20 protein-coding genes are annotated in these 25,503 nt (G+C 71.9%); 10 read left to right on the forward strand and 10 right to left on the reverse strand.

All coding sequences use genetic code 11. The features are described 5' to 3' along the window. Window positions 1-67 precede the first annotated feature (67 nt). The 4 genes from JIX55_RS44375 to JIX55_RS44390 all read left to right on the forward strand — a co-directional run bounded on the left by JIX55_RS44375 (window position 68) and on the right by JIX55_RS44390 (window position 5,483). Window positions 68-2,311, forward strand: a complete 2,244-nt coding sequence (locus tag JIX55_RS44375; RefSeq protein ID WP_257568871.1) for a glycoside hydrolase family 9 protein — start codon at window positions 68-70, stop codon at window positions 2,309-2,311. A gap of 126 nt (window positions 2,312-2,437) precedes the next feature. Continuing rightward, on the forward strand, window positions 2,438-2,683 hold the full coding sequence (locus JIX55_RS44380) for a hypothetical protein (protein ID WP_257537139.1): 246 nt from the start codon (window positions 2,438-2,440) through the stop codon (window positions 2,681-2,683). 3 nt (window positions 2,684-2,686) lie between these two features. Beyond that, the gene (locus JIX55_RS44385) at window positions 2,687-3,064 is read left to right on the forward strand and encodes a toxin Doc (protein WP_257537138.1); all 378 of its coding nucleotides are present in this window, start codon (window positions 2,687-2,689) and stop codon (window positions 3,062-3,064) included. 604 nt (window positions 3,065-3,668) lie between these two features. Continuing rightward, entirely contained in the window at window positions 3,669-5,483 is a 1,815-nt protein-coding gene (locus tag JIX55_RS44390; RefSeq protein ID WP_257568872.1) for an RICIN domain-containing protein, read from the forward strand. Window positions 5,484-5,564: 81 nt separating this feature from the next. On the opposite strand, the gene JIX55_RS44395 is transcribed toward JIX55_RS44390, so the two are convergent. Then, window positions 5,565-6,734 (reverse strand): alpha-hydroxy-acid oxidizing protein, encoded by a 1,170-nt coding sequence (locus tag JIX55_RS44395; RefSeq protein WP_257568873.1) that lies wholly within the window; start codon window positions 6,732-6,734, stop codon window positions 5,565-5,567. A gap of 422 nt (window positions 6,735-7,156) precedes the next feature. Continuing rightward, window positions 7,157-7,771, reverse strand: coding sequence for a hypothetical protein (locus tag JIX55_RS44400; protein WP_257568874.1), 615 nt, complete (start codon window positions 7,769-7,771; stop codon window positions 7,157-7,159). Between the two features lie 362 nt (window positions 7,772-8,133). On the opposite strand from JIX55_RS44400, the gene JIX55_RS44405 reads away from it, so the two are divergent. Then, window positions 8,134-8,568, forward strand: a complete 435-nt coding sequence (locus tag JIX55_RS44405; protein ID WP_257568875.1) for a protease inhibitor — start codon at window positions 8,134-8,136, stop codon at window positions 8,566-8,568. A gap of 230 nt (window positions 8,569-8,798) precedes the next feature. Here the strand turns inward: JIX55_RS44405 and JIX55_RS44410 are convergent, their stop codons facing one another. From JIX55_RS44410 to JIX55_RS44425, 4 genes are all read right to left on the reverse strand, one after another. Continuing rightward, on the reverse strand, window positions 8,799-8,990 hold the full coding sequence (locus JIX55_RS44410; RefSeq protein WP_257568876.1) for a hypothetical protein: 192 nt from the start codon (window positions 8,988-8,990) through the stop codon (window positions 8,799-8,801). A gap of 98 nt (window positions 8,991-9,088) precedes the next feature. Next, the gene (locus tag JIX55_RS44415; protein ID WP_257568877.1) at window positions 9,089-9,532 is read right to left on the reverse strand and encodes an STAS domain-containing protein; all 444 of its coding nucleotides are present in this window, start codon (window positions 9,530-9,532) and stop codon (window positions 9,089-9,091) included. A 163-nt stretch (window positions 9,533-9,695) separates the two neighbouring features. Beyond that, the gene (locus tag JIX55_RS44420; protein WP_257568878.1) at window positions 9,696-9,908 is read right to left on the reverse strand and encodes a hypothetical protein; all 213 of its coding nucleotides are present in this window, start codon (window positions 9,906-9,908) and stop codon (window positions 9,696-9,698) included. A gap of 31 nt (window positions 9,909-9,939) precedes the next feature. Beyond that, window positions 9,940-10,962 (reverse strand): Ppx/GppA phosphatase family protein, encoded by a 1,023-nt coding sequence (locus JIX55_RS44425; RefSeq protein WP_257568879.1) that lies wholly within the window; start codon window positions 10,960-10,962, stop codon window positions 9,940-9,942. Window positions 10,963-11,129: 167 nt separating this feature from the next. Here JIX55_RS44425 and JIX55_RS44430 point away from each other — a divergent pair, with 167 nt between their 5' ends. From JIX55_RS44430 to JIX55_RS44445, 4 genes are all read left to right on the forward strand, one after another. Further along, window positions 11,130-11,681, forward strand: coding sequence for a GNAT family N-acetyltransferase (locus tag JIX55_RS44430; RefSeq protein WP_257568880.1), 552 nt, complete (start codon window positions 11,130-11,132; stop codon window positions 11,679-11,681). A 108-nt stretch (window positions 11,682-11,789) separates the two neighbouring features. Further along, on the forward strand, window positions 11,790-13,322 hold the full coding sequence (locus JIX55_RS44435) for an ABC transporter substrate-binding protein (RefSeq protein ID WP_257568881.1): 1,533 nt from the start codon (window positions 11,790-11,792) through the stop codon (window positions 13,320-13,322). A gap of 299 nt (window positions 13,323-13,621) precedes the next feature. Continuing rightward, the gene (locus JIX55_RS44440) at window positions 13,622-15,091 is read left to right on the forward strand and encodes an ABC transporter permease subunit (protein WP_257569701.1); all 1,470 of its coding nucleotides are present in this window, start codon (window positions 13,622-13,624) and stop codon (window positions 15,089-15,091) included. A gap of 97 nt (window positions 15,092-15,188) precedes the next feature. After that, on the forward strand, window positions 15,189-16,676 hold the full coding sequence (locus JIX55_RS44445; protein WP_257568882.1) for an MDR family MFS transporter: 1,488 nt from the start codon (window positions 15,189-15,191) through the stop codon (window positions 16,674-16,676). 125 nt (window positions 16,677-16,801) lie between these two features. Here JIX55_RS44445 and JIX55_RS44450 read toward each other — a convergent pair whose 3' ends face one another. Together JIX55_RS44450 and JIX55_RS44455 are read right to left on the reverse strand one after the other, a co-directional pair. Continuing rightward, entirely contained in the window at window positions 16,802-17,572 is a 771-nt protein-coding gene (locus JIX55_RS44450) for a dienelactone hydrolase family protein (protein ID WP_257568883.1), read from the reverse strand. Between the two features lie 46 nt (window positions 17,573-17,618). Continuing rightward, window positions 17,619-18,116 (reverse strand): hypothetical protein, encoded by a 498-nt coding sequence (locus JIX55_RS44455; RefSeq protein WP_257568884.1) that lies wholly within the window; start codon window positions 18,114-18,116, stop codon window positions 17,619-17,621. A 302-nt stretch (window positions 18,117-18,418) separates the two neighbouring features. Here JIX55_RS44455 and JIX55_RS44460 point away from each other — a divergent pair, with 302 nt between their 5' ends. Continuing rightward, window positions 18,419-21,520, forward strand: coding sequence for a helix-turn-helix transcriptional regulator (locus JIX55_RS44460; RefSeq protein WP_257568885.1), 3,102 nt, complete (start codon window positions 18,419-18,421; stop codon window positions 21,518-21,520). Between the two features lie 72 nt (window positions 21,521-21,592). Here JIX55_RS44460 and JIX55_RS44465 read toward each other — a convergent pair whose 3' ends face one another. Together JIX55_RS44465 and JIX55_RS44470 are read right to left on the reverse strand one after the other, a co-directional pair. Next, window positions 21,593-22,399, reverse strand: coding sequence for a calcium-binding protein (locus JIX55_RS44465; RefSeq protein WP_257568886.1), 807 nt, complete (start codon window positions 22,397-22,399; stop codon window positions 21,593-21,595). A 263-nt stretch (window positions 22,400-22,662) separates the two neighbouring features. Then, window positions 22,663-25,434 carry an NHLP bacteriocin export ABC transporter permease/ATPase subunit gene (locus tag JIX55_RS44470; RefSeq protein ID WP_257569702.1) on the reverse strand — a complete coding sequence of 924 codons (2,772 nt, stop codon included), beginning with the start codon at window positions 25,432-25,434 and terminating at the stop codon, window positions 22,663-22,665. Window positions 25,435-25,503: the final 69 nt, after the last annotated feature.

Here is a 25,503-nt window from a genome sequence, read left to right on the forward strand (position 1 = left end):
GTCACACGCGCCCTGTGCCACCACCCGTCACCGCTGTGCGCCCGCCACCTCCCCGAGGAGCCCAGACGTGAAACGACGCAGAACCACCCTGCTCGCCCTTACGGCCCTCCTCGCGGCGGCGCTCACCGCGCTGCCCACCGGCTCGGCCCGGGCCGAGGAGGTCGAACAGGTCAAGAACGGCACCTTCGACACCACCACCGCCCCCTGGTGGACGACCGCCAACGTCACCGCCGGCCTCACCGACGGCCGCCTCTGCGCCGACATCCCCGGTGGCACCACCAACCGCTGGGACGCCGCCGTCGGCCAGAACGACATCACCCTCGTCAAGGGCGAGTCGTACCGGTTCAGCTTCTCCGCGTCCGGCACACCCCAGGGCAACGTCCTGCGGGCCATCGTCGGCCTGTCGGCGGCGCCGTACGACACCTACTTCGAGGTGAGCCCGCAGCTGAACGTCTCGGGCGACTCGTACTCCTACACCTTCACCTCGCCCGTCGACACCGCCCAGGGCCAGGTCGGCTTCCAAGTCGGCGGCAACGCCGCCCCGTTCACCTTCTGCATGGACGACGTGTCGCTGCTCGGCGGGGTGCCGCCGGAGGTGTACGAGCCCGACACCGGGCCCCGGGTGCGCGTCAACCAGGTCGCCTATCTGCCCGCCGGGCCGAAGAACGCCACCCTGGTCACCGACGCCACGGCGAAGCTCCCCTGGCAGCTGAAGAACGCCTCGGGTGCCGTGGTCGCCCAGGGGCGGACCACCCCGCGCGGCCTCGACGCCTCCTCCGGGCAGAACGTCCACTCGATCGACTTCGGCGCGTACCGCAAGCGCGGCACCGGCCTCACCCTGGTCGTCGACGGCGAGACCAGCCGCCCGTTCGACATCGACCCGGCCGCCTACGAACGCCTCCGCCTCGACTCGCTGAAGTACTACTACACCCAGCGCAGCGGCACCCCGATCAGCGACGAACTGCGCCCCGGCTACGGCCGCGCCGCCGGTCACGTGAACGTCGCGCCCAACCAGGGCGACCGTGACGTGCCCTGCCAGCCCGGTGTCTGCGACTACGAGCTCGACGTCACCGGCGGCTGGTACGACGCCGGCGACCACGGCAAGTACGTCGTCAACGGCGGCATCTCCACCTGGGAGGTGCTGAGCACCTACGAGCGCTCCCTGCACGCACGCACCGGCCGGCCCGACAAGTTCGGCGACGGCTCGCTCGCCATCCCGGAGAGCGGCAACAAGGTGCCGGACCTGCTGGACGAGGTCCGCTGGCAGCTGGACTTCATGCTGAAGATGCAGGTGCCGAAGGGGCAGCCGCTCGCCGGCATGGCCCATCACAAGATCCACGACGAGCAGTGGACCGGCCTGCCCCTGATGCCCGCCGACGATCCGCAGAAGCGCGAACTGCACCCGCCGAGCACCGCGGCCACCCTGAACCTGGCCGCCACCGCCGCACAGGCGGCCCGCCTGTACCGCCCGTACGACCCCGCGTTCGCGACGAAGGCGCTCGCCGCGGCCCGCACGGCCTGGGCGGCCGCACTTGAACACCCCGCCGTCTACGCGTCCGAGAGCGACGGCATCGGCGGCGGCGCCTACGCCGACAACAACGTCACCGACGACTTCTACTGGGCGGCCGCCCAGCTGTACCTCACCACTGGTGAGAAGGCATTCCAGGAGTACGTCCTCGGCTCACCGGTGCACACCGCCGACATCTTCGGCCCGATCGGCTTCGACTGGGCCCGCACGGCCGCCGCGGGCCGGCTCGACCTCGCGACCGTCCCGAACAAGCTGCCCGGCCGCGACAAGGTCCGCCAGTCCGTGATCAAGGGCGCCGACCGCTACCTGGCCACCCTGAAGGCCCACCCGTACGGCATGCCGTACGCCCCCGACAACAACCTCTACGACTGGGGCTCCAACCACCAGATCCTCAACAACGCGGTCGTCATCGCCACGGCGTACGACATCAGCGGGGCGTCGAAGTACCGCGAGGGGGCGCTCCAGAGCATGGACTACCTCTTCGGCCGCAACGCCCTCAACATCTCCTACGTCACCGGCTACGGCGAGGTCGACGCCCGCAACCAGCACAGCCGCTGGTACGCCCACCAGCTCGACCCGGACCAGCCCAACCCGCCGGCCGGTACTCTCGCGGGCGGCCCGAACTCGAGCATTCAGGACCCCTACGCGCAGAGCAAACTCCAGGGCTGCGTCGGCCAGTTCTGCTACATCGACGACATCCAGTCCTGGTCGACCAACGAACACACGATCAACTGGAACGCGGCGCTGGCACGTATGGCGTCGTTCGTGGCGGACCAGACCTGAGTCCTTCGCGTGCCCCTGTGCGGCCGACGTCCTCCGGGGCGTCGGTCGCCGTGCTTCGGTACCGCACTCCGTGCCATCTGACCTGCGACTATTTACGGGTAAGTACCCGCGCGGTACCGTTGGTGCATGCCAGCTCTGAATGTGGAGTTCAGCGACCGCGAGCTTGAGGACCTGCGGCAGATAGCCAAGGAGCGCGGTACGTCGATGAAGGCGCTCGTGCGCGAGGCGGCCGCGGCCGACATAGTGCGACACCGGGCGCTGAAGGAGGGCGCGGAGGCCTTCCGGGAGTTCTTCACCGCGCACGCCGACGAGTTCGCCGCCGCCTTCCCGGACGACGAACCCGCCGCCAAGGTGGAAGGACGGGCCGTCTGACCGATGGCTTCCGTCATTCATATCGACGTGCCCTGGCTGCTCCAGCGACACGAAGAGGTCATGCCCGAGCAGCCGACCATCAACGACTTCTCCGCGCTGGTCGCCGCCGTGGCCCGGCACCGCGTCGACCCGCCCCGCCTCGGTGTCGACTCCGACCCGGCCTGGCGGGCCGCCGCGCTGCTGCACACCCTCGCGCTGCTCAAGCCGCTGCCGGCCGCCAACGCCCGCTTCGCCTGCGCGACGGCCGTGGCGTACATGTTCGTCAGCGGCGTCGGCATCGACCCGCCGTACGGGGCGCTCGTGGACCTCGCGCGCGACCTGCTCTCCGGGAAGACGGATGTCTACGGGGCGGCGGACCGGCTGCGGTCCTGGCAGATCTGAACGCCCCGGCCGGTCGCCGTGACCTGAGTGAAACGAGCCTCAACCACCGCACCCCGCAGGGGGTGTTGAGGGAACCGGCCCCGGGGCCGCCGACCGAGGGCGGGAGGAACAAGGTCGGCGGCCCGTTTCGCGCGGGAGAGCCGCCGTTCCGCGCGGGGCCTCCGAGTTGGCCGATTTCAGTGAACAACGAACCACCTGTGTGGCGGGAGCGTGCGCGGGCCACCGGGGTGTGCGTACGGTTCACACGGGGTGCTTGAGACCTTGAATATCCGACAACCGGAAGGCTTCGTTCTGCGAAGCGGAAGCATTCGTACCGGTCATCTGACCTGCTTTTAGTGATGCGGATGTTGCCCAAGTGCCTTGTTAGTCCCGAGTAACTTGTGCAAGGGTGAACTTCCTGCGCATGGGCAATGGCCCGGCTGGAAAGGCCACTTGGCTTTTCCGGTCACCGAAGGGCCCAAAAGGCTCAAGGACGACGGTCATCGTGCGGCTCGGTCCCCGGCCGCTTCCCGGCGCCCGCCTAAAAGGTACGCACCAATCCAGGGCCCTTTTAGGAGAGTCAAAACTCCGTGTGCCATCTTGTGCCTTGGAAGGAACCCGCTCTGTGCACACCCCCCAGCCTCCCCGCCCCACTTACCCGCCCGCTCCCGGGCCGGTTCCCGGAGAGTCCGACGAGACTCTCGCCGCCCGGCTCAGAGGCTGGCCGGAGGGCGGTACCGGCGATCCTGTCGCGCTGTTGATGGCGCGGCACTGGCAGTCGACGTACGACTACGCGGTCATCTGCCTCGCCTCCGGGTCCGCTGTCGCCTCGATGGTGACCGCGACCGCCTTCCACCGGGTGCTCGACGGGCTGATGAGGGGCGAGTCGGGTGTCGCCCTGCGGCCCCGGCTGCTGGTGGCCGCGCGCGACACCGTCAAGGAATGGTCCGGAGAAGGGGGCGTATCCGGTGTGCTGCCGGACCTGCGTAAACCCGCCGGTGGGCGCGGTATGCGGGCGGCGAAGTCCATGACGCCCGAAAATCGCAAGCTCATCGAGCGCTCTTTCCAGGCCCTCCCGGCGGTGGCCCAGTGCCTGCTGTGGCACACCGAAGTAGAAGCCGAAATGATAACCATACCCACTGGTCTGCTGGGGCTGGACGTCGACAGCGCGGCGGCCACGCTGGAACAGGCACGCGACAAATTCCGTGAGGGTTGCGTCCGCGCCCATCGCGAACTCGCGCCGTCCAAGGATTGCCGCTTCTACAACCGGCTGCTCGACGTGCCGATTCGCCGCGGCGGCGCCCTGCTGCCGGATGTCCAGCAGCATCTGCTCGAGTGCCGCTACTGCCGTTACGCCGCGGAACAACTCAGTCATTTCGAGGGCGGGCTCGGCGGGGTCGTCGCCGAAGCCGTACTCGGCTGGGGCGCCCGGCGCTATCTCGACTCCCGGCCCGGCCGGATGCCGCAGAAGGGGAACTCGAGACGCCCGGGGAGCGGCGGCCGGCACCGCCTGCTCTCCCAGATCCCCACGCAGCGCCGCCGGATCACGTCCGGAACGCGCAAGCCCAGAGCCCTCCTCACCGTCGGCGTCTCCTCCGGAGCGCTGCTCGCGGCTGTCCTGGGGGCCGCGCTGCTGTCGGACGACGGCAGCGGTGCCGATCCCGCCGCCTCCACCAGTGCCAGCGGGGGCGTCGCCACGGCGCCGGACACCGGCGACGCCGCCTCGCCGACGCCGCCCGCCAGTGCCGGGCGGCCCACGGCACCCCAGCAGACCCGGCTGCGCAACCAGGCCGCCGACCTGTGCCTCGACATCCAGGGCGGCGAGGCGGAGAAGGGTGCCTCGACCGAGCTCGCGGTGTGCAACTCCGACTGGACCCAGAAGTGGTCGTACGAGGAGGACGGGTTGGTGCGCAGTGTCGCCAACCCCGAGCTGTGCCTGGACTCCCAGGTCGACGCCGGTGTCGTCGTCCTCGGCATGTGCGCCGACGAGGACTCCAAGCGTGGCGACGACGTGCGCTACGACTTCAGCGTGCAGGGCGAGTTGCTGCCCCGATGGGGTGAGGGGCTCGCCGTCGCGCCCACCACCACGGACCCCAAGGCCGACGTCGTCGTCAAGGTCCGCGACAACTCCGACACGCAGCGCTGGCTCACGGACGGGGTGACCGCCAGCCCCGAGTCGCTCTCCGTCTCCGGCTCCGAGGTGCCCACGCCCGAGACCGAGACGGTCTCCGAAAAGCCGGACGATGCCTCTCCTGCGCCGGGGTCGGAGAAGTCGGGCTCTCCGGAGCCGAGTTCCTCCCCAGAGGCCGAGCAGGGCGGTTCGATCCTTTCGGTCGGGGATGCTGCGACGGCGGAGGCCGGCTCCGAGGCCGATTCCGGGTCCTTGCCGCTCCTCACCACGCTCCAACTTCCGGACGTTCTCCCGGGGCTGGGCCGGTAGAGGGCCACAGAGGCGGCGTTCGCCCACGCCGCCCCTCCCCCTGACGCATGAGAGATCGGGAGGGCTGACACCCTCACCCCACTACGCCGTTCCGTCGGCGAGGCTGTCAGGGCCGACCGTCGTGGGGACGCGGTGGCCGGAGAGCGCGAGAGTGAGGTCGAGGTCGGCGAGCAGACAGCGGATGACGTGTTCCACGCCCGGTTGGCCGTCGAGGGCGAGGCCGTAGGCGTACGGGCGGCCGACCAGGACAGCGCGGGCGCCCAGGGCCAGGGCCTTGAAGATGTCGGCGCCGGTGCGGATGCCGCTGTCGAAGAGGACGGTCAGGCGGTCGCCCACCGCCCGGGCGACCCGCGGCAGGGCGTCGGCGGCCGCGATGCCGCCGGCGACCTGCCGGCCGCCGTGGTTGGACACGACCACTCCGTCCATGCCGGCGTCGGCCGCGAGCCGGGCGTCGTCGGGGTGGAGGACGCCCTTGAGGACGATCGGCCCGTCCCAGTGCTCGCGCAGGAACGCCAGGTCGGGCCACGTCTTGCCGGGGTCCCCGAACATGCCCGCGAAGTGCAGCACGGCCGCGTTCGGATCTTCATGGACCGGCTTGGCGAGGCCGGCCCGGAACGCCGGGTCGGAGAAGTAGTTGGCGGTGCCGACGCCGTGCAGGAACGGCAGATACGCCCGATCCAGGTCGCGGGGCCGCCAGGCGAGCAACGGCGTGTCGAGGGTGACGACGAGCACGGCGTACCCCGAGGCCTTCGCCCGTGACAGGAAGCTCCGGGTGACCTCGCGGTCCTTCGCCCAGTACAGCTGGAACCAGCGCTCCGCGTCGCCCAGCACCTCCGCGACCTCCTCCATGGGCGTGCTGGACGCCGAGGACAGGATGTACGGCACGCCCTGCGCGGCGGCGGCCCGCGCGGCCGCGGACTCCGCCTCCGGGTGCACGATCGACAGCACTCCCACCGGAGCGAGCGCCAGCGGCGCGGGCAGCGCACGGCCCAACACCTCGACGGACAGGTCCCGTTCGCTCGCGTCCCGCAGCAGCCGGGGCACGATCCGGTGCCGCTCCAGGGCCGCCCGGTTGGCACGGGCGGTGCTGCCGTCACCCGCGCTGCCCGCCACATAACCGACCGGACCGGCCCCGAGCCGATGCTCGGCCAGCTCCTCCAACCGGGTCAGATCGGTGGGCAGCCGTGGTACGGCCCCCGCCATCCCGCCCAGGTAGATCTCGTACTGGAAGTCCGCCCAGTGCTTCGCCATCCGTCCGACCTGCCCCTCGCCGTCGAGAACGCCCCGCGTCGCCGACGATCCTGGCGAGCCCGGCGGACCACGTCCACCGTCATACACACATGGCCGGAATGCGGCGCAGGGAATTCCGAGGTCGGGCTGACGGCGGATCAGGGGCTCCGCCGTCAGCTCTTCCCGGTGACGAGCGCCGGTGACGTCGTGTCCGGAGGTGTCCCCGGTCCGGTGATCGGCGGTACCGGCACGTCGGCCGTACGGGCCAGGCGGGCGCCCTCGCGGCCGTACACCGCGCGGGGGTTCGGGGAACAAGTGCCTCGACGCCGTGCGACTCGACCTCCGTGCGGGACGGGGGCGGGGCGGCGGGGGAGCGCGCGGTGGTCGGGGACTTATCGGTCAAGGGGGCTCCAGCGCACGTCAAGCAGACGCCAGGGTGCGCTTCATCCACCTTTCGGCGGTTGGGTGGACGAATCATCCATCTGTCCGTCTGTCGGCTCGTCCGCCGGTGCTGGGCGCGCCTGGTCATTCCCGGCTGTCGTGTCCGGCCCCTGTGCCCGTACCCGCTGGACGTGCTCCAGCGACTCCCGCAGCTCGGTGAGCCAGTCGTCGGTGTGCCGCTGGACCAGGCGTACGCACCAGGCGAGGGCGTCGCTGCGGCTGCGGGCGACGCCGGCGGCGATGAGGGTGTCGAGGACCTGGCGCTCGGGCTGGCGCAGCCGGGTCATCACGGGGGCGGCGATGTGGGTGAACAGGGCGCGCTCGCCGCCGCACTCCACCCCCCAGGAGACCTTCTTCCGGAACCGGTGCTCCGCCTCCCGGGCCACCTCGATCCGGTCCTCTCGGGTCCGTTCCCGGAACTCCTGGATGCGGCCCTCGACGGCCGCCGCCCGCTCAGTGGCCGGGGCACCCTCGGTGAGCCGGGGCTCGGGGATGCGGCCGACGACGGTGATCTCCTCGCGGTCGACTGTCACCTCCGCGAGGCTCTCGAAGAGATCGTCGGGCAGCCGACCGGCGAACCAGCCGCGCAGTTTCTCGTTCTGCTCCGTTGTAATCATGTAATGACGATTACTCCGCAGCTCCATGAACGCAAGGGGTCATGGGGTGGTCCTTCCGGAGTCCGCCGCGAGCTGAAGCGGAATGTTTCAGGCCGATTGCCCAGCCATGGAGATTTGGCCATCAGCAAACACCGAACGATCAAGAACCGCTCAGATTCGGGGTTTGCATGGTCGAGTTCCGTGACTTCACGCCACTGATTGAACACTCAAAGTTACCGAAACCTGTGGGGTCGATGTGTGTTCCGGCGTCGGACCCGGCAGACTCGCGCTCGCCGATCCGGCACCGACCGGACAGGCTTCGTATACGCGACAGATGTGGCGAAGCCGTCCGGACATTCCCGCAGAGCGGAAGGATGCACACCATGCCGAACACCGCGCGTTGGGCCGCGACCCTCACCTTGACGGCCACCGCCGTCTGCGGCCCCCTCACGGGGTCCGCGCTCGCCGCCCCCGAGCCCGCCGCGTCGGGGCTCTACGCCCCCTCGGCCCTGGTCCTGACCATGGGCCACGGTGAGAGCGCGGCCGCTGTCACCCCTGAGCGCGCGGTCACCCTGACCTGTGCGCCGAAGGCCTCCGGCACGCACCCGGCGCCCCTCGGTGCCTGTGCCGAACTCCGTAGCAGCGGCGGGGACCTCGACGCCCTGGCCGGCAGAGCCGGGGTGATGTGCAGCAAGCAGTACGACCCCGTGGTCGTCACCGTCCAGGGTGTGTGGCAGGGCAAGCGCGTCGCGTACGAGCGCACCTTCGCCAACGAGTGCCTGAAGGACTCCGCCGCGAGCGTCCTCTACGCCTTCTAGGCGCCGTCCGCTTCGCGTGCGAACGGCCGCTTCGCGGCCGACAGACCGGGGTCGCGTGGTCCCGCGAGTGATGAGCGAGGGCCCGTGGCTGGGGAGCGCGAGCCCTGTCGCGGTGTGTCACGCGATCCCCGTCCGGGGGCCGGCCGAGCGGAGTGGGGCTGCCGGCCGGCCCCCGGCATCACCTGCCGGTGACTCCCACTCCCGCATCACCGCCGGTGACTCTCAGCCGGTCACCCGGAGGTGATGGTCCAGCGCCCGACCTCCTGGTGGCCGGAGTCGTACAGGGGCTGTCCGTCCCCGGGTTCGATCTCGCAGTGCCGGAGGTTGCCGCCCCAGTACCGCAGGATGCGCTCCAACTCCTGGACGGTGGTGCCCTCGTCCCAGTCCGTGCTGTCCAGTTCGACCTCGAGAAGGAACTTCACTTCGCGCGTCTCCACTTCTGTATCGCTCGGCTTCCGCGCCGGTGTCGACCGGAACGGTGTGCGCCTGCCGCAGGTCCTTCAATCGTTTCATTGAACTGCTACTTGAGACTTGGCCGTTGCGGCGAAGGCGGCGGCGGAGGGGCTTCGGGGGGAAGGTCCGGGAGCGGGGGAAAACGGCCCAGCAGCCGGGCGGCGCGCAGCAGTCGGTGCATCCGGGGCTGGTCGGAGACGAGACGGAGCCGGCCGCCGCGCGTCTTGGCCGCGGCCTCGGCCCGGCACAGCACGCGCAGGCCCGAGCAGTCGAAGAAGGTGACGCGGCGCAGGTCGACGAGCACGTCCGGCTCGGCGCCCCCGGTGGTGGCGGCCGTCAGATGTTCGGCCACGAAGCCCGCCGACGCCATGTCGATCTCGCCCGAGACCTCGATCACGGTGAACGGGCCGATCCGATGGGTGCGGGCGTGCGGGTTCGCCGCCGCGAACCCGGATCCGGTGGCCGCGCCCTCGGGCGGCGGCGCGGCACGGTCATGGGCTTCCGGATACATGGCGGCTCCACCTTGTCAGGGGTAGGGCGCATTCGATCCCGGTAGCTACCCCGGCACGGGCCGGGCCATCCCTTTCCTGTCCCGCGCAAGATCTACAGCACTCGAAAAGATGAATTCCCGTTCCACGTATTGACATTCCAAGAGGGCTCTGACCGCCGGAGCGCTAGTAGTCGTGCCGGGACTCCTCCTGTGCCTCCTCGTTGGGTGTGATCGCGTCGCCCGCCTCGCCCCGGCGGCGCCGCCGCTTCTCGGAGTCGGTGACGCGGGTCTCGGCCTGCTCCGCCTCGTGCAGGACCTCGTTCAGGGCGGTGTCGGGCTCGTGCCTGTCGTGCTTGTCGTGCCTGTTGTCCGGGTTCCCCTTGTCGTGATGGGTCATGGGAGTGCTCCTGTCGGTGAAGTGAGTGAGGTCAGCGGGCCGGCGCGGCGATACGCAGGGGCACCGCCCCCGACGCGTTCGAACCGGCCGACTCGGTGTCCTCGATGTCCCGCGTCACCTCCGACCACCACGCCGGGCCGTCCTCGATATGCCGCAGCAGTACTCCTTCGCGGATCGCCCAGGGGCAGATCGTCACCGTCTTCAGACCGGTGAGCTTCATCGTGGTGTGCCCGACCAGCGCCCCCGCGAGGCTCTGCGTCGCCCGTGGCGCGGAGATGCCCGGCAGGGCGGCCCGCTCGGCCGCGGGGAGAGGGGCGAGACGGGCGATCGCGCGCCGCAGGTCCTCGCGCCGCAACTCCCGTTCCACGAAAGGACCGTGGCGGCCCGGTGCGGAGCCGCACAGCCGGGAGAGCTGCTGGAAGGTGCGCGAGGTGGCCACGGCGGTGCGCGGCCCCTCCCAGCGGATGCGGGCGGCGGCGTCCCGCAGCTGATGGCGGACCTTGCGGCGCAGCGCCTTGACGCTGTCGGGCGACGGAGGGTCCTGCCCAGGGAAGAACTCATGGGTCAGCCGGTTCGCGCCCAGCGGCAGCGACGCCACGAAGTCCGGCAGCCGGCCCCGCCCGAAGGCCACCTCCAGCGAACCGCCCCCGATGTCGAGCAGCGCGAGCGGCCCCGACCGCCAGCCCATCCACCGCCGGGCCGCGAGGAAGGTGAGCTCTGCCTCCACCTCGCCGGGCAGGGTGGACAGCCGTACCCCGGTCTCCGCGCGCACGGTACGCAGCACCTCGGCGCAGTTGGGCGCTGAGCGCACCACGGCGGTCGCGAACGCCAGCGGGGCCGACGCCCCCCACCGCTCCGCCGTGCGGGCCGCCGCAGCGACCGCGTCGGCCAGCCGTCGTACGGCCTCGTCGGGCACGTTCCCGCCGTGCGGCACCTCCTCGGACAGCCGCAGACGCCACTTCGCGGTGTGCACCGGCAGCGGTACACCGCCCTCGGCGTCCGCCACCACGAGTCGTACGGTGTTCGATCCCACATCCACCACGCTCATCCGCATGACGGACGGAGTACCCGGTGGGCGCGTCAACACGCCTGTCCGGTGCGGCGGCTGGTGGCGCACGGTTGTATACCGGCCGTTCGGGCGCTCCCCCTCACCACTTGGCGGAGGGTCGGCCGATCGGTGCCCCGATCAAGATGATCGCACTTATTGCATATGATGCGCAGGTGCATAACTATGACATCAGGGTGGCAGGACCCGACGACCTCGACGGCGCCCGCACGGTGATGCTCGACACCGTCTACCGGGACTTCGGCACGGGCTATGTGCCGCGCTGGCACCGGGACATCATCGATCTGCACGGCGCGTACGTCGCCCCCGACCGGCATGTGCTCCTGGTGGCGGTCGACGGGCGGGACGGTACGGTCGTCGCCACCGGCGCGCTGGACTCCCGCGGTCCCGCCCATCCGCCCAACCCCCGTCGGCTCGCGAAGCGTTACCCGTCCGGCGAGACCGCCCAGCTGCGCCGTGTCTATGTGCGCGCCGAGCACCGGCGGCGCGGACTGGCGCGGCGGCTGGTCGCGGCGCTGCTGGACTTCGCGGCGGCCGACGGCGGTTACCGCTCCGTCTATCTGCACACCGACCCCGCGGTGCCCGGTGCCGAGGACTTCTGGCTCTCGCAGGGGGTGGCCGTGTGCGACGAGCGCGAGGAGACCGGGGAACGGGTCGTGCACTTCGAGATCCCGGTGCCCAAGAGGGACCGCATCCTCGCCCACTAGATGAAAATCATTCCCATGTAGGCTGCGTCGCGCCCCATCGGCCGCCCCACCGGCCACCTTTGGCCCCACATTGCCCCCCGCATTGCCCCCCACAGAGAACCAAGGACCATGCGCTCTCCCCGCCGCCGTCGCATCGTCGCCGGCCTGCTCCTCGCCCCCGTACTGACCGGCTGCTTCGCCTCGGGCGGTGACACGTCCGAGGACGACTCCGCCGACGGCTCCCGGCTGCGCGTGGCCCTCGCCTTCCCGCCCGCCGAGAACTTCTCGCCCTACGGCGAGGACGCCACCCTCCTCAGCCGGCTGGGCGTCACCGAGGGGCTCACCAAGCTCGACGCCAACGGCGCCGCGGCCCCCGCGCTCGCCGAGTCCTGGACGCGTGAGAACGACCGGAACTGGCTCTTCACCTTGCGCGAGGCCGTCTTCCAGGACGGCAGCGAGGTCACCCCGGCCACCGTCGCCGCCGCCCTCACCCATGCCACGGAGGCCGAGCCGGTCACCGCCGCGCTCACCGGCATCTCGCTCGCCGCGAAGACGGGCGGCGACCGCCAGGTGCGCATCACCACCGAGGACCCGGACCCCGCCCTGCCGCTCCGGCTCACCAGCCCCGGCCTCGCGATCCTGTCCGGCAAGGCCTACGGCGGCAAGCGGGTCGACCCGGTGGGTACGGCCACCGGTCCCTTCGAGGTCACCAAGGTCACGGGCACCACCGCTGCCACCCTGGACCGCTTCGACGCGTACTGGGGCGGGCGTGCCCAGGCCTCCGGCATCGACGCCAGGTTCATGGCCGACGGCACCGCCCGCACCAACGCCCTGCGCACCGACCAGGTCGACATCGCCGAGGCCGTCCCCGTGTCGCAGGCGTCCACCCTCGACGAGGGCACCCGGCGCGAGACGGCCACCACCCGCACCACCAGCCTCCTGCTCAACACCAGGACCGGCGCCTTCAAGGACCCGAGGCTCCGGGCCGCCGCCCGTGAGGCCGTCGACGGCTCCGTCCTCGCCAAGGACGTGTACGAGGGCCACGCCGACGCCGGCGCCGGCATCTTCGGGCCCGCCGTGACCTGGGCGGCGGGCGCGCGAAGCGCGATGGGGGTACCCCGGGCAGAAGGCGGGGGGAGCGTCGAACCGTCCGGGCGCGCCGAGGCCGCCGACCCCGACGGCACCTCGGTGACCATCGCCACGTACGACAACCGGCCCGAACTGCCCGAGGTCGCCCAGGTGCTGCAACAGCAGCTCCAGAAGGCCGGGTTCGAGGTGGAACTGGAGGTCCGCGAGTACTCGAGGCTGGAGAGCGACGCCCTCGCCGGGAAGTTCGACGCGTTCGTCGGCGCCCGCAACTCCCTGCTCGACACGGGCGACCCCGTCTCCATCCTCGCCAGTGACTTCACCTGTGACAGCGGCTACAACCTCGCACTGCTCTGCGACACGAAGGTCGACCAGGCCGTCGCCGCAGCCGAGAAGGAGTCCGACACCGCCGAGCGGCAGCAGGCGGCCATGAACGCCGAGGCGGCGATCCTCGGCACCGACGCCACCGTCCCGCTCGTCCACCAGCGGATCATCACCGGTGTCGGCACCTCCGTACAGGGCGTGATCCTCGACCCGTACGAGCGCACTCTGATCGGAACGGGGACCCGGCGCTGATACGGGCACTCTGGCGCGTCCTGCTCGCCGCCGCCCTGCTGTGCGGCATCGGACTGCTGCCGTGGCTGTCGCGCACCGACCCGGCGCTCACGGTCCTCAAGGCGCGCTCGGCCGAACGCGACCCCACGCCGGACGTGCTGGCCGCCGTACGGGACGAACTCGGTCTGGACGCCGGGCCGTTTCAGCTCCTCGGGGAGTGGTTCGGCGGGCTGGCGCGCGGTGACGCGGGCCGCTCGTGGATCTCCGGCGCCGAGGTCACCCCGTCCGTCGTCCAGGCCCTCGGTGTCTCCCTGCTGCTGATGGCCGCCGCGCTCGTCGTCGCGGCGGTCACGGCCGCGGCGGTCTGCTCCCGCACCCTGCGGCTGGGCGCGCGCCGCCGCCTCGACGAGCGGCGCGGCGGCGGCAGCGTGGCCGCGATACTCGCCGCGCTGCCCGAGTTCCTCACCGCGTCCGTGCTCGCCGTCGTCGTCGGGGTGCACCTCGGCTGGCTGCCCGCGCTCGGCTGGTACGGGCCGCGGTGGATGGTGCTGCCCGCCCTCGCCCTCGGTCTGCCCGCGGGCGCGCTGCTCGGCCGGATACTCGACGACCTGCTGCCCGGCGCCTTCGCCGAGCCCTGGGCGCTGGCCGCCGCCGCACGCGGGATACCCGGGCGGACCACCGCCCGCCAGGCCGTACGCCGCTGCCTACCCGCACTGCTGCCCAACCTCGGCCTGTTCGTGGTCGGCCTCACCGGCGGCGCGGTCACCGTCGAGCAGATCTTCGACATACCCGGCCTCGGCCGCACCACCCTCCAGGCCGCCATCGCCCAGGACCTCCCCGTCCTCCAGGCCGGCACCCTCGCCCTCGTCCTGCTGGCCGCCCTCGCCGCAGTCCTCGCCCGCCTCGCCGCCCGCCTCCTCATCGGCCCGGCCCTCCGCGACGGCGCGCTCCACTCCCTGCACCGCCCGAAGCCGCCCGCGCCACGCCGCACCCCCCTGCTCCACGGCACGGTGCTCCTCGCGGTCGTCGCGCTCGGCCTGACCCGCGACCCGCTCGCCCTCGACACCGGCGCCCGGCTCCAACCCCCTTCCTGGTCCCACCCGTTGGGCACCGACGCGCTCGGCCGCGACCTCCTCGCCCGTATCGGCCACGGGGCGTTCACCACCCTCGCCCTGGCCGTCGCGATCAGCGCGGCCGCACTGCTGACCGGCGTCCTGCTCGGACTGCTGCCCCGCCTCTCCGGGCCCCTCGTCGACACCGTCAACGCCCTACCGGCGGTCCTCGCGGGCCTGCTCGTCGCGGGCGTCGCCGGCAGCGGAGCGGCGACGCCCGCGCTGGCCGTGGCCGCCGTCGCCTGGGTGCCGCTCGCCGCGCACACCACGGCCCTGCTCGAACAGGAGCGGGCCACCACGCACATCACCGCCACGAAGGGGCTCGGCGCGGGCGAGACGTATCTCCTCCGCCGTGACCTCCTGCCCGCCCTCCTCCCACCCGTCATCCGCCACGTCCTGCTCCGGCTGCCCGGTGTGGCCCTGGCCCTCGCCTCCCTCGGCTTCCTCGGCCTCGGCGCGCAGCCGCCGGACCCGGAATGGGGCCGCCTCCTCGCCGAGAACCAGCCGTACGCCGAACGCGCCCCCTGGGCCGTACTCGCCCCCGCCGCCGCACTCGCCCTCCTGGGCGCGCTGGCCGTGACGGCGACGGGTGGGGTGCGGTGGCCGCGCCGCCCGTTCGCCGGGGCCGTACGCCGACCGACGCCCGCCGTCGCCACCACCGTCGGAGACACCGGATGACCGAGCCCGAGCGGAAACCGAGCGGACGCCCCGGAGGCGGACGACCGATGAGACGCCCGAGAGGCAAGCGGTGGGCGAGGCGAAGGAGCAGTGAGCGGTGAGTGTCGGGTCCGAGAGGCAGGCGGCGAGCAAGGTGTCCGGGAAGCAGGCGGCGAACGACATGTCGGAGAAGTGGACGGAGAGCGGCATGCCCGTACAGCGGACGGCGAGCGAGCGGCCGGTGGGGCGGACGGCGAGTGACGCGTCCGAACAGTGGACGGGGAGTGGGGCGGCCGCGGAGCGGGCCTTGAGCGAGGCGCCCGACGGGAACGCGGCCAAGCCTTCCCGCCGCGGCACCTGGGCGAAGCTCAACCCCCTGCTGCGGCTGCTGATCCTCACCCAACTCGCCTTCAACGTCGGCTTCTTCGCCGTGCTGCCGTTCCTCGCCGAGCACCTCGGGACGGCGATAGGCATGGCCGGCTGGATGGTCGGCTTCGTGCTCGGGTTGCGGACCTTCAGCCAGCAGGGCCTGTTCGTGGTGGGCGGCGCGCTGGCCGACCGTTACGGCGTACGGCCGGTGGTGCTGGCGGGGTGCGTGCTGCGGATCGCCGGTTTCGCGTGGCTCGGCTACGCGGACGCGGACTGGTCGGTCATCGGATCGGTCCTGCTGATCGGCTTCGCCGCGGCGCTGTTCTCCCCGGCCGTCGAGTCCGAGGTGGCCCGGCAGGCGGTGGTCTGGGAGGAGTCGGGAGGCGGCCCCCGTACGAGCGTGCTCGCGCTGTTCACGGTGGCGGGACAGGCCGGGGCGTTCGTCGGACCGCTCATCGGCGCGCTGCTGCTGGCCGTGGACTACCGCGTGGTGTGCCTCGCGGGCGCAGGGGTCTTCGTCCTCGTTCTCGCCGGGCACTTCCGGCTGCTGCCGCAGCACATCCCCGGCCGGGAGCGGATCGAGGTGAAGGGCGGTCTGGGCGGCCTGCTGCGCAACCGCCGGTTCCTGGCGCTGTGCTGCGCGTACGGCGCGTACTTGCTGGCGTACAACCAGCTGTACCTTCTGCTCCCCGACGAGGTGGAGCGGGCCACGGGGTCGCAGTCGGCGCTGGCTTGGCTGTTCGGGCTGTCCTCGCTGCTCGTCGTGACCGCGCAGCTGCCGGTCACGCGGTGGGTGGCGGACCGGCTGGACCTGCGTCGGTCCATGACGGCGGGGCTGCTGTTGATAGCCGCCGGGTTCGGGGTGGTGGCCGTGGCCCTGCCCGCCGAGTGGACGGGCGAGGCGGGGTTGCTGCCCGCGGCCGGGTTCGTGGTGCTGTTGACGGTGGGGCAGATGCTGGTGGCTCCGGCCGCCCGGGCCTGGGTGCCCGATCTCGCGGCCGAGGGGCGACTCGGGCTGTACACCGGGGCGATGTCGTCCGTGTCCGGTCTGATCGTGCTGGCCGGCAGTGCGGGTGCCGGGTCACTGATGGACGCCGGCCTGCCCGCCGCGGTGCCTTGGCTGGTCCTTGCCGTGATTCCGGTCGCCTCGGTCGCCCTGCTTCCGCGGCAGCCGGGGGCGCGTGCGCGTGGCGCCGTGGTCCGTCGGTCGGACGGCGTCCGTGGCCAGGAGCCGTGAGCCGACTGCGGGTGGGTGGGGGCTTGTCGCGCAGTTCCCCGCGCCCCTTGAAAGCAGGGGCGCGCCCGGTGTTCTTGAGGGGCGCGGGGAACTGCGCGAGCAACCACGACGCATCCGCAGCCGACTCACATCTCCGCCGCCCCTTCGACGCCGCCCTCTTTGAGGTGCGTGGCGAAGAAGCCGTCGATGCGTCGCCACGCGTCGACGGCGGACTCCGGGTGCGGTCTGATTCCGGCGACACGCATCAGCGGACGTAGCGCGCGTGCCCCGACCTCGGCGTCGTTCAGGAAGGAGTGCCCGGCCTCCGGATACTCCTTGACGTCGTGGACGACGCCGAGCCGGTCGAGCGAAGCCTCCAGACCGGAGGCCACGCCCTTCAGCGTACGGTCACGGGCTCCGTAACTCGCCACGACGGGACAGGAACCGGTGAGCGCCCGTTCGAGATGCTTGGGCGGGCGGCCGTAGTTGACCGCGGCGGCGTCGTAGTCGCCCCCACCTACGGCGAGGAGGGCGAAGGAACCGCCCATGCAGAAGCCGATGACGCCGATCCGCCCGGTGCAGTCGGGATCCTGGGCGAGGTGGGTGCGGGCCGCCTCGATGTCATGGAAGGCCCGGCCACGTCCGGACAGGGCGGCCCGGAAGGTCGGCACCAGGCAGCGTACGGCCCCTCCGTCGGTGAACAGGTCGGGCATGACGACGAGGTACCCGGCTCTCGCCAGCCGCTCTGTCTGGCGGTGCATCACGTCATTGACGCCCAGCGCCTCATGGATCACGACGACGCCGGGCCAGGGGCCCGGCCCGGAGGGCCGGGTGAGATGGCCGGTGAGCCGACGGGAACCGCCGCGGGCGGCGCTGAGCCCCGTGAGATCGACGGCGGTGGTGGTCGTGGCGGACAAACTCTCCTCCAGGGGAGGTCTGGGGGCGGGGCGGCCGGAATGAGGACTACGGCGCGATGAAGGGCTGGACGCGCTTGCGGTAGTCCTTGGGCCGCACTTCGTTGTAGTACTTGTCCTTGTCCTCGCCCTCCGAGGTGAAGATGTACACCGGGCACTCGTCGGACTCGGCCTCACCGGTGTGCTCGTACAGTTCTTCGCCCGTCCGCGCCTCGACCACCCTCAGCCGGTAGGAGGTGTTGTACGTGCGGATCTTCAGCGGCTTGCCGTCATCGGTCTCCATGTCGCACACCTTGCCGGTCGGGGTCGCCTTGGTGCGTTCGACGCAGACGACCAGCTCGGCTTCGGCCGGCTTGTCCGCGTAGCCGAGGATCCAGCCCCTGGGGAAGTCGCCGGAGGGCGGCTCGAACTGTGACCAGCTGTCGCCGGGGTTGTTCATGAGCATCGCCGGATGCACGGTCTTCTTCGTACGGTCGTAGGCGGGCATCCCCGCGTAGCCGAGCCCGTCCGTGCACACGCGCTCCAGATCCAGGGCGGACGTCGGCACGTCCGGTCCCTCGGCTGCCGAACCCGTCGACGACGTGCCGGCACCCCCTCCCGGGCTTCCCGTGAGCGACGAGCATCCGGTCAGGACCACACCCAGAAGCCCGGCGGTGACCAGAATCGAAGACCTTGAAGGCATCGAAGACCTTGAAGGCATTGGGATCCCCCCATCGAAGAAAGAACAGCAGCAGGGCATGTCCCCCGGACATGCCCTGTCCCCCCAACCTGCTGAGAAGAGGGTGCCGTGCGCCTGCTGCCGGGGCATGGGGGAAGAGCCCCCATCTAGTTGTGCGTCCCTTGTGACTCGTGGGTACTACGCTGTACGGACTCGAAGGAGCATTCGAGGGGGCGGCCGGGACATCCCGGAAGAAGGCGAAGAAGGCGCAGGGGGCCCGAGTGTCGTTGACGTCACCGGCACTGGTCGGCAGAGGACCGGAGCTGGACCTTCTGACCGAGGTGGGACGGTCGGCGGGCGAAGGGCGGGGCTCGTCGGTGTTCGTGCTGGGCGAGCCGGGTATCGGCAAGTCGCGCCTCGTGGAGGAGGCCGTGGCCGCCGCCGCGCGCACCGGGTCACGGGTGCTGCGCGGGCGGGCCGCGTCGGCCGGGCGCGCGGTGCCGCTGCGCCCGCTGGCGGAGGCCGTGTTCTCCGGACTGCGCGGTGAAGGGGCACCGGGGGACGGGGACTTGGGCCCCTACGAGCCGCTGCTGTCACGGCTGTGCGGGCTGGCGCCGGAGGACGGCGCGCCGCTGGTGGGCTACGCCGAGGCGGTGCTGCGGCTCCTGGGCGTCCTCGGACGCACCCATGGCTGCGTACTGGTGCTGGAGGACCTGCACGACGCGGACGCCGACACGCTCACCATCGTCGACTACCTCACGGACAACCTCCCCGGCCAGCGGGCCGTCCTGTTGGCCACCCTGCGCGGTGGGCCCGGACCGGCCCTCGACCTCGCCGAGGCCGCGGTATCCCGCCGTGCGGCCCGCACACTGCGCCTGGCGCGCCTCGGGCCCGCCCACACGGCGGAACTGGCCGCCCGCTGTCTGGGCCACGACGACGCCGGCAAGGTACCGGCGGCCGTACTGGACCGCCTGCACGCCGTCTCCGAGGGCGTCCCCTTCGTCGTGGAGGAACTGCTGGGCGCCATGGTCGACAGCGGCAGCCTCGTCGGGACGCGGAACGACGGCTGGACGGTGACCGGCGCGCTGAACGCCGGCGTACCCACGACGGTCGCCGCCGCCGTCCTCCAGCGCGTGGACCACCTGGAACCGCCCGGGATCGCGCTCCTGGAAGCGGCGGCGGTCCTGGGCAGGCGGTTCCCCGTGGACGTGGCCGCCCGTGTCGCCGGGCTCGACCGGATGACGGCGCTCCGCCAGCTGAGACATGCGGCACGGGCCCACCTGGTCACCGACGGTGCCACCGCGGAGGAGCCCGGCTGGCACTCCTTCCGCCACGCCCTGACCGCCGACGCCATCGCCCACCGGCTGCTGCCCGCGGAGCGGGCGGCGCTCTGTCTCGCCGCCGCCGACGCCATCGAGGCCGCCGACGCGGCGGTGCCGGAGCCGCGGGCCGCCGCCCCCGACCGGGGCGGGGAGCCCAAAGGTCTGCTCGGCGGTGGCTCGGGCGACGACCTGTACCGCCTGGCCGCTGAGCTGTGCGTCGCAGGCGGGCAGCAGGCCCGGGCGGCTGTGCTGCTCACCCGAACCAGCCGGCAGGCGGTCTTACGGGGCGCGCTGCTGACCGCGGTGGAACTCCTCGACCGGGGCCTGGAACTGACCGCCGATGCCACGGACGCACCGCCCGAGACAGTGGCCCGGCTGCTGGAGGAACTGCTGGGGACACTCGTCCTGACGGGCGACGTCCAGCGCGTCCCGGAGCTCGGCGACCGGCTGGACCGTGTCCTGATCGCGTGCGGCGCGCCTTCCGCCCGGCGCGCCGCGGGCTTCCTGACCCGGGCCCGGGCCGCGGCCACCGCCCAGCAGTGGGAGGAAGGCCTGACCGCCGTGCGCCGGGCACGGGAACTGCTCGGCGCCGAGCCCGACGCGGCGTCCCGAGCCGCCCTGGACGCCGTGGCGGCGCACCTGGTGCTCAGCTCACAGCGCCCGGACCGGCTGGAGGGCGCCCGGGTCCTGGCCGAAGGGGCCCTGGCCGCCGCCGAGGCGGTCGGACTGCCGGAGGTGAGCTGCAAGGCGCTGAACATCCTCGGGTACTGCCTGCGGCCCCGCGACCTGGCCGAGGCGGAGAAGGTGTTCGAACGTCTGGTGGCCACGGCCGAGGCCCATGCGCTGCCGGTCTGGCGGATACGCGGCCTGTTGGAACTCGGCGCGCTGGACCGGATCCGGTTCACCGGTACCGATCGGCTGCTGGCAGCACGGAAGGCGGCCGAGGAGACCGGTGCCGTGCTCCTCACGGCCTGGGCCGACACGCATCTGGCGCAGGCTCATGTGCTGCGCGACGACCTGGACGGGGCCCTGGAGGACGTCGGGCGGCTCCGCACGACGGCCGGCAGGCTGCGGCTGCGCGAGGTGCAGCTGATCGGTGTCGCGATGGACGCCGTCATCGCCGCCTCCCGAGGCGAGCGGGAGAAACTCCAGGCCGCGCTGCACGTCCTGGAGACCGCGTTGGCCGGGCGGAGCGCCGGAGCGGTCTGGGGCTACGCCGACACCTCGGTGTGGGGCTGGGCCCGGGGCGTGTGTTCCCTGCTGCTGGAGGAACCCGACCGTGCCATGGCCGAGTTCACCGAGGCGGACCGGACCATGCGGGCACTGCCCAGCACCCGCGGGGTCATCGGTTTCCTCGGCCCGTACCTGCTCCTGCGCACCGTACGGGGCGCGGCCGGCTGGGCGGAGCTGGACGGGGTGGTCGCCGACCGGCTCACCCAGGTCCACTGGGACCGGCCCTTCGTGGGATGGTCCCGGGCCGTGCTGCTGGGCCGCGAAGGCCGGGCCGCCGAGGCCGCCAAGGCGGCCGAGGAAGCCCTGACCGGGACCGACACCATCCCCATGGCCCGTCACCTGTGTCTGCGCCTGGGTGCCCAGGCGGCGCTCACCGACGACTGGGGGCGGCCCATCGAGTGGCTGCGCACCGCCGAGCAGTTCTTCCACGACCGGGGCACGACACGGATGTCGGCGGCCTGCCGCGCCCTGTTACGGGAAGCGGGCTCTCCCGTGCCCCGGCGGCGCCAGGGCCATGACACGATCCCGCCGGAACTGCGGCGGACGGGGGTGACCGCCCGGGAGTACGAGGTGCTGCGCCTGCTCGGCCGGGGGCTCGGCAACCAGGAGATCGCCCAGCAGCTGTTCCTCTCGCCCCGCACCGTGGAAAAACACCTGGCGAGTCTCCGCCACCGCACCGGCCAGAGCAGCCGGACCGCCCTGCGCGGCCTGGCTCGCCGGTACGCGGACGGGCCGTGACTCCGGCGCGCTCGGCACCGCGCCCCTGAAATGGTCCCGTGTATCCCTGAATTGGTCCCGTGCGGCGTTTTCTCACGCCTCGCAGAGACTCTTGGTGTCCCTGGTGTCGGCGGTGCAGGTGTCGGTGTTGGCGCCCCCGTCGACGCTGTCGTTGCCCAGGATGTTGTCCACGCCGTCGAGGGTGTCGTTCCCGGGACCGCCGACCAGGGTGTCGGCGCCGGTGCGGCCGCTGCTCGACGGGACGAGGTCCCCGGCCAGGCTGTCGTTGCCCGCCCCGCCGACCAGCCGGTCGTCGCCCCCGTACCCGAGCATGATGTCGTTCGACGCGCTCCCGGTGATCGTGTCGTTGAACTCGCTGCCGTAGACGGTTTCCACGTCGGTGCGGACGTTGTCGCCCTCGCCGCCGACGCCGTCGTCGGCGGCGTTGTCGATGTCGACGACCACGCCCGAGCCGCTCTCGAAGTAGCTGGCGATGTCGTTGCCGCCCCCGCCGCTGAGCGTGTCGGCGCCGGGGCCGCCGATGAGGAGGTCGAAGGTGGGGCCGCCGTTGAGGGTGTCGTTGCCCGCCCCGCCGTTGAGGATGTTGCTGCCCGGGCTGGGGCCGCCGCCGATGACGTCGTTGCCCGACTCGCCCTTCAGATTGCCCCGGACATTGCCGGTCTTGGTGATCCGGTCGTTCAGGTCCCCGGCGTTCACCACCACCGTGGCGAAGCTGCCGACCTGGCAGGCCACCGAGCCGTTGATCTGAACCGAGCAGCCGATGCCGGCCGTCAAGGTGGAGGCGGTGTCCTGAATGACGACGAAACTTCCCGACAGGGAGACCGTGATGTTGTTCGCGACGCCCGACCCCGCGTTGACGATCACATCACCCCCGCTCACGGACACCCCTGTGGCCGCGCTCGCGGGCCCCGCGGTCAAGGTCACCGCGGAACCCGCCATCACGGCGACCATCATGACCCGGAGTAACGCTTTTCTGCCCATCGACTTCCCCTCGGTCGCGCACGCGTGGTCACGTCGTGCTGGAACGTGGCCACCAATGTGCCTGCCGCGTACACCGGGCGCATGGGGGAAAGTCCCCCAATTACCCCGTGGTCCTCGCCGCGCAGCCGGACGCCGGGACGGCGGGCCGCATGGGACGTCGCTCACGCCATCTGGCGTCGCACCAGCTCGTGCAGGCGGCCGGTCGGGTTCGCCAGCAGCCGGTCCGGCGGCCCCACCTCCGCGACCTTGCCGTCCTCCATGACCACCACCCGGTCGGCGTCCATGACCGTGGACAGGCGGTGGGCGATGACGATGCGGGTCGCGTTGAGAGTGCGGGTGCTCTCGATGACCGTGCGCTGGGTTTCGTTGTCCAGGGCGCTGGTGGCCTCGTCGAAGAAGAGGATGCGGGGGCGGCGGATCAACGCCTGGGCGATCATCAGGCGTTGGCGCTGGCCGCCGGAGATCGCGCCGTTGCCCTGGACGATGGTGTGCAGGCCCATCGGCATGCGCTTGATGTCCTCGGCGAGCCCCGCCATCTCGGCCGCCGCCATCGCCTCCTCGGGCGTGAACGGCTCGGTGCCGCAGATGACGTCCAGGATGGATCCGGTGAACGGCTGGGCATGCTGGAGGACGACCCCGCACTGACGGCGTACGGCGGACTGGTCGAGGGCGCCCAGGTCCTGGCCGTCGTACAGGACGCTCCCGGAGACCGGCTTGTCGAAGCCGATGAGCAGGCGCAACAGAGTCGATTTTCCGCAGCCGCTCGGGCCCACGATCGCCACGAACTCGCCCGGTTCGATGCCGAAGGACACGTCGTCCAGCACCAACGGGCCGTCGTCCGCGTACCGGAAGGACAGCCGGCGGGCCTCGATCCCGCCCGACAGCACACCCGGGCGGGTGCTCGCCGTGCGGACCTCCGGGGTCGCCTCCAGCACCGGCTTGATCTCCTCGAACAACGGCAGCACGGCCACCGCCGACACGAACGCCCCGGTCAGCTGGGTGACCGATGTCAGCAGCATCGTCACCGAGGTGTTGAAGGTGAGGAACTCCGCCGCCGACATCGAACCCCGTGCCGGGCCCGCCAGCAGCATGAACATCAGCAGGGTGCACAGCGGGAGGTACACCGCGCCCAGCACCGTGTTGAGGTTCTTGATCCCGCCCACCTTCTGCTGGAGCTCCCGGCTGCGCGCGAACTCGCCCGCCCAGGCCGCGTACGCGTAGTTCTCGGCGGCCGCCACCCGTAGCTTCGGCAGGCCGCGCAGGGTCTGGAAGGCCTGGTTGTTCAGCTTGTTGCTCAGGACCACCAGCCGGCGCTGCCAGCGCACCTGCCACAGGCCCAGCCCGAGGAACACCGCCGCCACGACCACGAGCATGCCGATCGCGGCCAGCGCCATCGGCACGCTGTACCAGAGCAGCAGACCGAGGTTCACGGCACCGACGGTCACCGACTGGGCGACCACCGGGCCGACCCCGGCCAGGGTGCGGCGGATCGCGCTGATGCCCATGGCCGCGCTCGCCAGTTCACCGGTGGAGCGGGAGGCGAAGAACTTCGTGGGGAGCCGCAACAGACGGTCCCAGACCGCCGGTTGGAGGGTCGCCTCGATACGGCCCTCCATACGGAGGATCGTCAGGTTCTGGAGGAGCAGGAACGCGGCCGACACCACGCTCGAGAGCATGATCGCCAGACAGACCTGCACGATCAGGTCCTCCTGCGCCTTCGGCACGTACTCGCCGAGGATCTTGCCCGTCGCGATCGGGACCAGGGACCCGAGCGCGACCGTCACCAGGCCGCTGAGCAGCAGGCCCGTCATGTCACCGCCGGTGCCGTGGAGGCTCCAGCGCATCAGGCGCAGCGGGGTCGGTACCCGTTCGGGCAGCGGGCGGTAGAACATCACGGCACGCGGCTCGAACTCCGCCACGTTCGCCTTCTCGATCGGCGTCTCCCGACCGGACGACGGCTGCACGGCCACATAGCCGCCGCGCCGCCACAGCAACGCCACCGGCGCCCCGGACAGGGCCCGGTGCCCGACCAGCGGGCCCACGTTCTCCCGCCACCAGTTGCCGGTGAGCCGTACGGCGCGGACCCGGACCCGGGAGGCGAGTGCGATGCGCTCCACCGGGTCGAGCCGGTCGCTCTCGGTGCCGCTCTGCGCGGGCTCGGAGAGGGCGATCCCGGCCGCCTGGGCGACGACCTTGCAGGCCGCGTAGGTGGCGTCCGCGTCGGCGGCCGTCGTACGCCGGCCCGCGGAGGACTTGCCGATGGAGGCGAGCAGCGTGCGGTCGGCCTGGACGCGTACGGCCTCACCGGCCTTGATGCCCGCGGCCGTCCGGTCCTCGTGGGTGCGCTCCAACTGCTCGATCCAGCGGTCCAGCGTGGCCAGCAGCCGGTACTGCTGGTCGACCATGCTCTGCCAGACCCCCGGGTCCATCAGCAGATCGGCCGCCGCCTCCGCGCCGTACAGCGAGCCGTACTGGACGCTGCCGGGCGGCACCTGCATCCAGAACACGTCGTCGTCGGTGAGCGCGGCGGCCTGCTCGGTGGCCATCGGCGCCTGGAAGAGGATCGACAGGCCACGGCCGACGCCCAGGGCGAGGGCGTACTCCAGCGGGCTCGTCTGCGGCGGCACCAGCTGGGCGTTGCCCCATTCGTCGTACGACCAGGTCTCGGTGCCCGCCTGCTGGTACAGCTCGCGCAGACCGATGCGCCGGACCACGCAGTCGCGGAGCGGGCGCGCGACCAGGGTGTGCTGGGGTCCGGCGACCGGGCCGAGCAGCAGTGAGCCCGCTTCGAGGCGGCCCAGGTGGTGCCAGTGGCCCTGCTCGACGGCGTCGACCGCGAACAGGTCCAGGGCGCCCGAGGCCACCAGCCACAGCACCTGCGGGCCTTCGAGGTCCAGGCGGGTGTGGCCGGTGCAGTCGAGGGGCGTGCCCATGGCGCCGAGCGCACCGAGGACGAGGTCGCCCTCGTGACCGCCGGGCGTGCCGGGCCCGTTGTGGCCCCC

Source organism: Streptomyces sp. DSM 40750, from assembly GCF_024612035.1.
Taxonomy (GTDB): Bacteria; Actinomycetota; Actinomycetes; order Streptomycetales; family Streptomycetaceae; genus Streptomyces.

Excerpts from the sequence above, each read along its gene's own strand:
- JIX55_RS44415 (WP_257568877.1), bottom strand. The coding sequence starts at position 9,532 with ATGTATCCGGAAGCCCATGACCGTGCCGCGCCGCCGCCCGAGGGCGCG.
- JIX55_RS44405 (WP_257568875.1), top strand. The coding sequence starts at position 8,134 with ATGCCGAACACCGCGCGTTGGGCCGCGACCCTCACCTTGACGGCCACC.
- JIX55_RS44425 (WP_257568879.1), bottom strand. The coding sequence starts at position 10,962 with ATGCGGATGAGCGTGGTGGATGTGGGATCGAACACCGTACGACTCGTG.
- JIX55_RS44470 (WP_257569702.1), bottom strand. The coding sequence starts at position 25,434 with ATGGGCACGCCCCTCGACTGCACCGGCCACACCCGCCTGGACCTCGAA.
- JIX55_RS44395 (WP_257568873.1), bottom strand. The coding sequence starts at position 6,734 with ATGGCGAAGCACTGGGCGGACTTCCAGTACGAGATCTACCTGGGCGGG.
- JIX55_RS44440 (WP_257569701.1), top strand. The coding sequence starts at position 13,622 with ATGGCCGCCGCGCTCGTCGTCGCGGCGGTCACGGCCGCGGCGGTCTGC.
- JIX55_RS44385 (WP_257537138.1), top strand. The coding sequence starts at position 2,687 with ATGGCTTCCGTCATTCATATCGACGTGCCCTGGCTGCTCCAGCGACAC.
- JIX55_RS44380 (WP_257537139.1), top strand. The coding sequence starts at position 2,438 with ATGCCAGCTCTGAATGTGGAGTTCAGCGACCGCGAGCTTGAGGACCTG.
- JIX55_RS44400 (WP_257568874.1), bottom strand. The coding sequence starts at position 7,771 with ATGATTACAACGGAGCAGAACGAGAAACTGCGCGGCTGGTTCGCCGGT.
- JIX55_RS44420 (WP_257568878.1), bottom strand. The coding sequence starts at position 9,908 with ATGACCCATCACGACAAGGGGAACCCGGACAACAGGCACGACAAGCAC.
- JIX55_RS44435 (WP_257568881.1), top strand. The coding sequence starts at position 11,790 with ATGCGCTCTCCCCGCCGCCGTCGCATCGTCGCCGGCCTGCTCCTCGCC.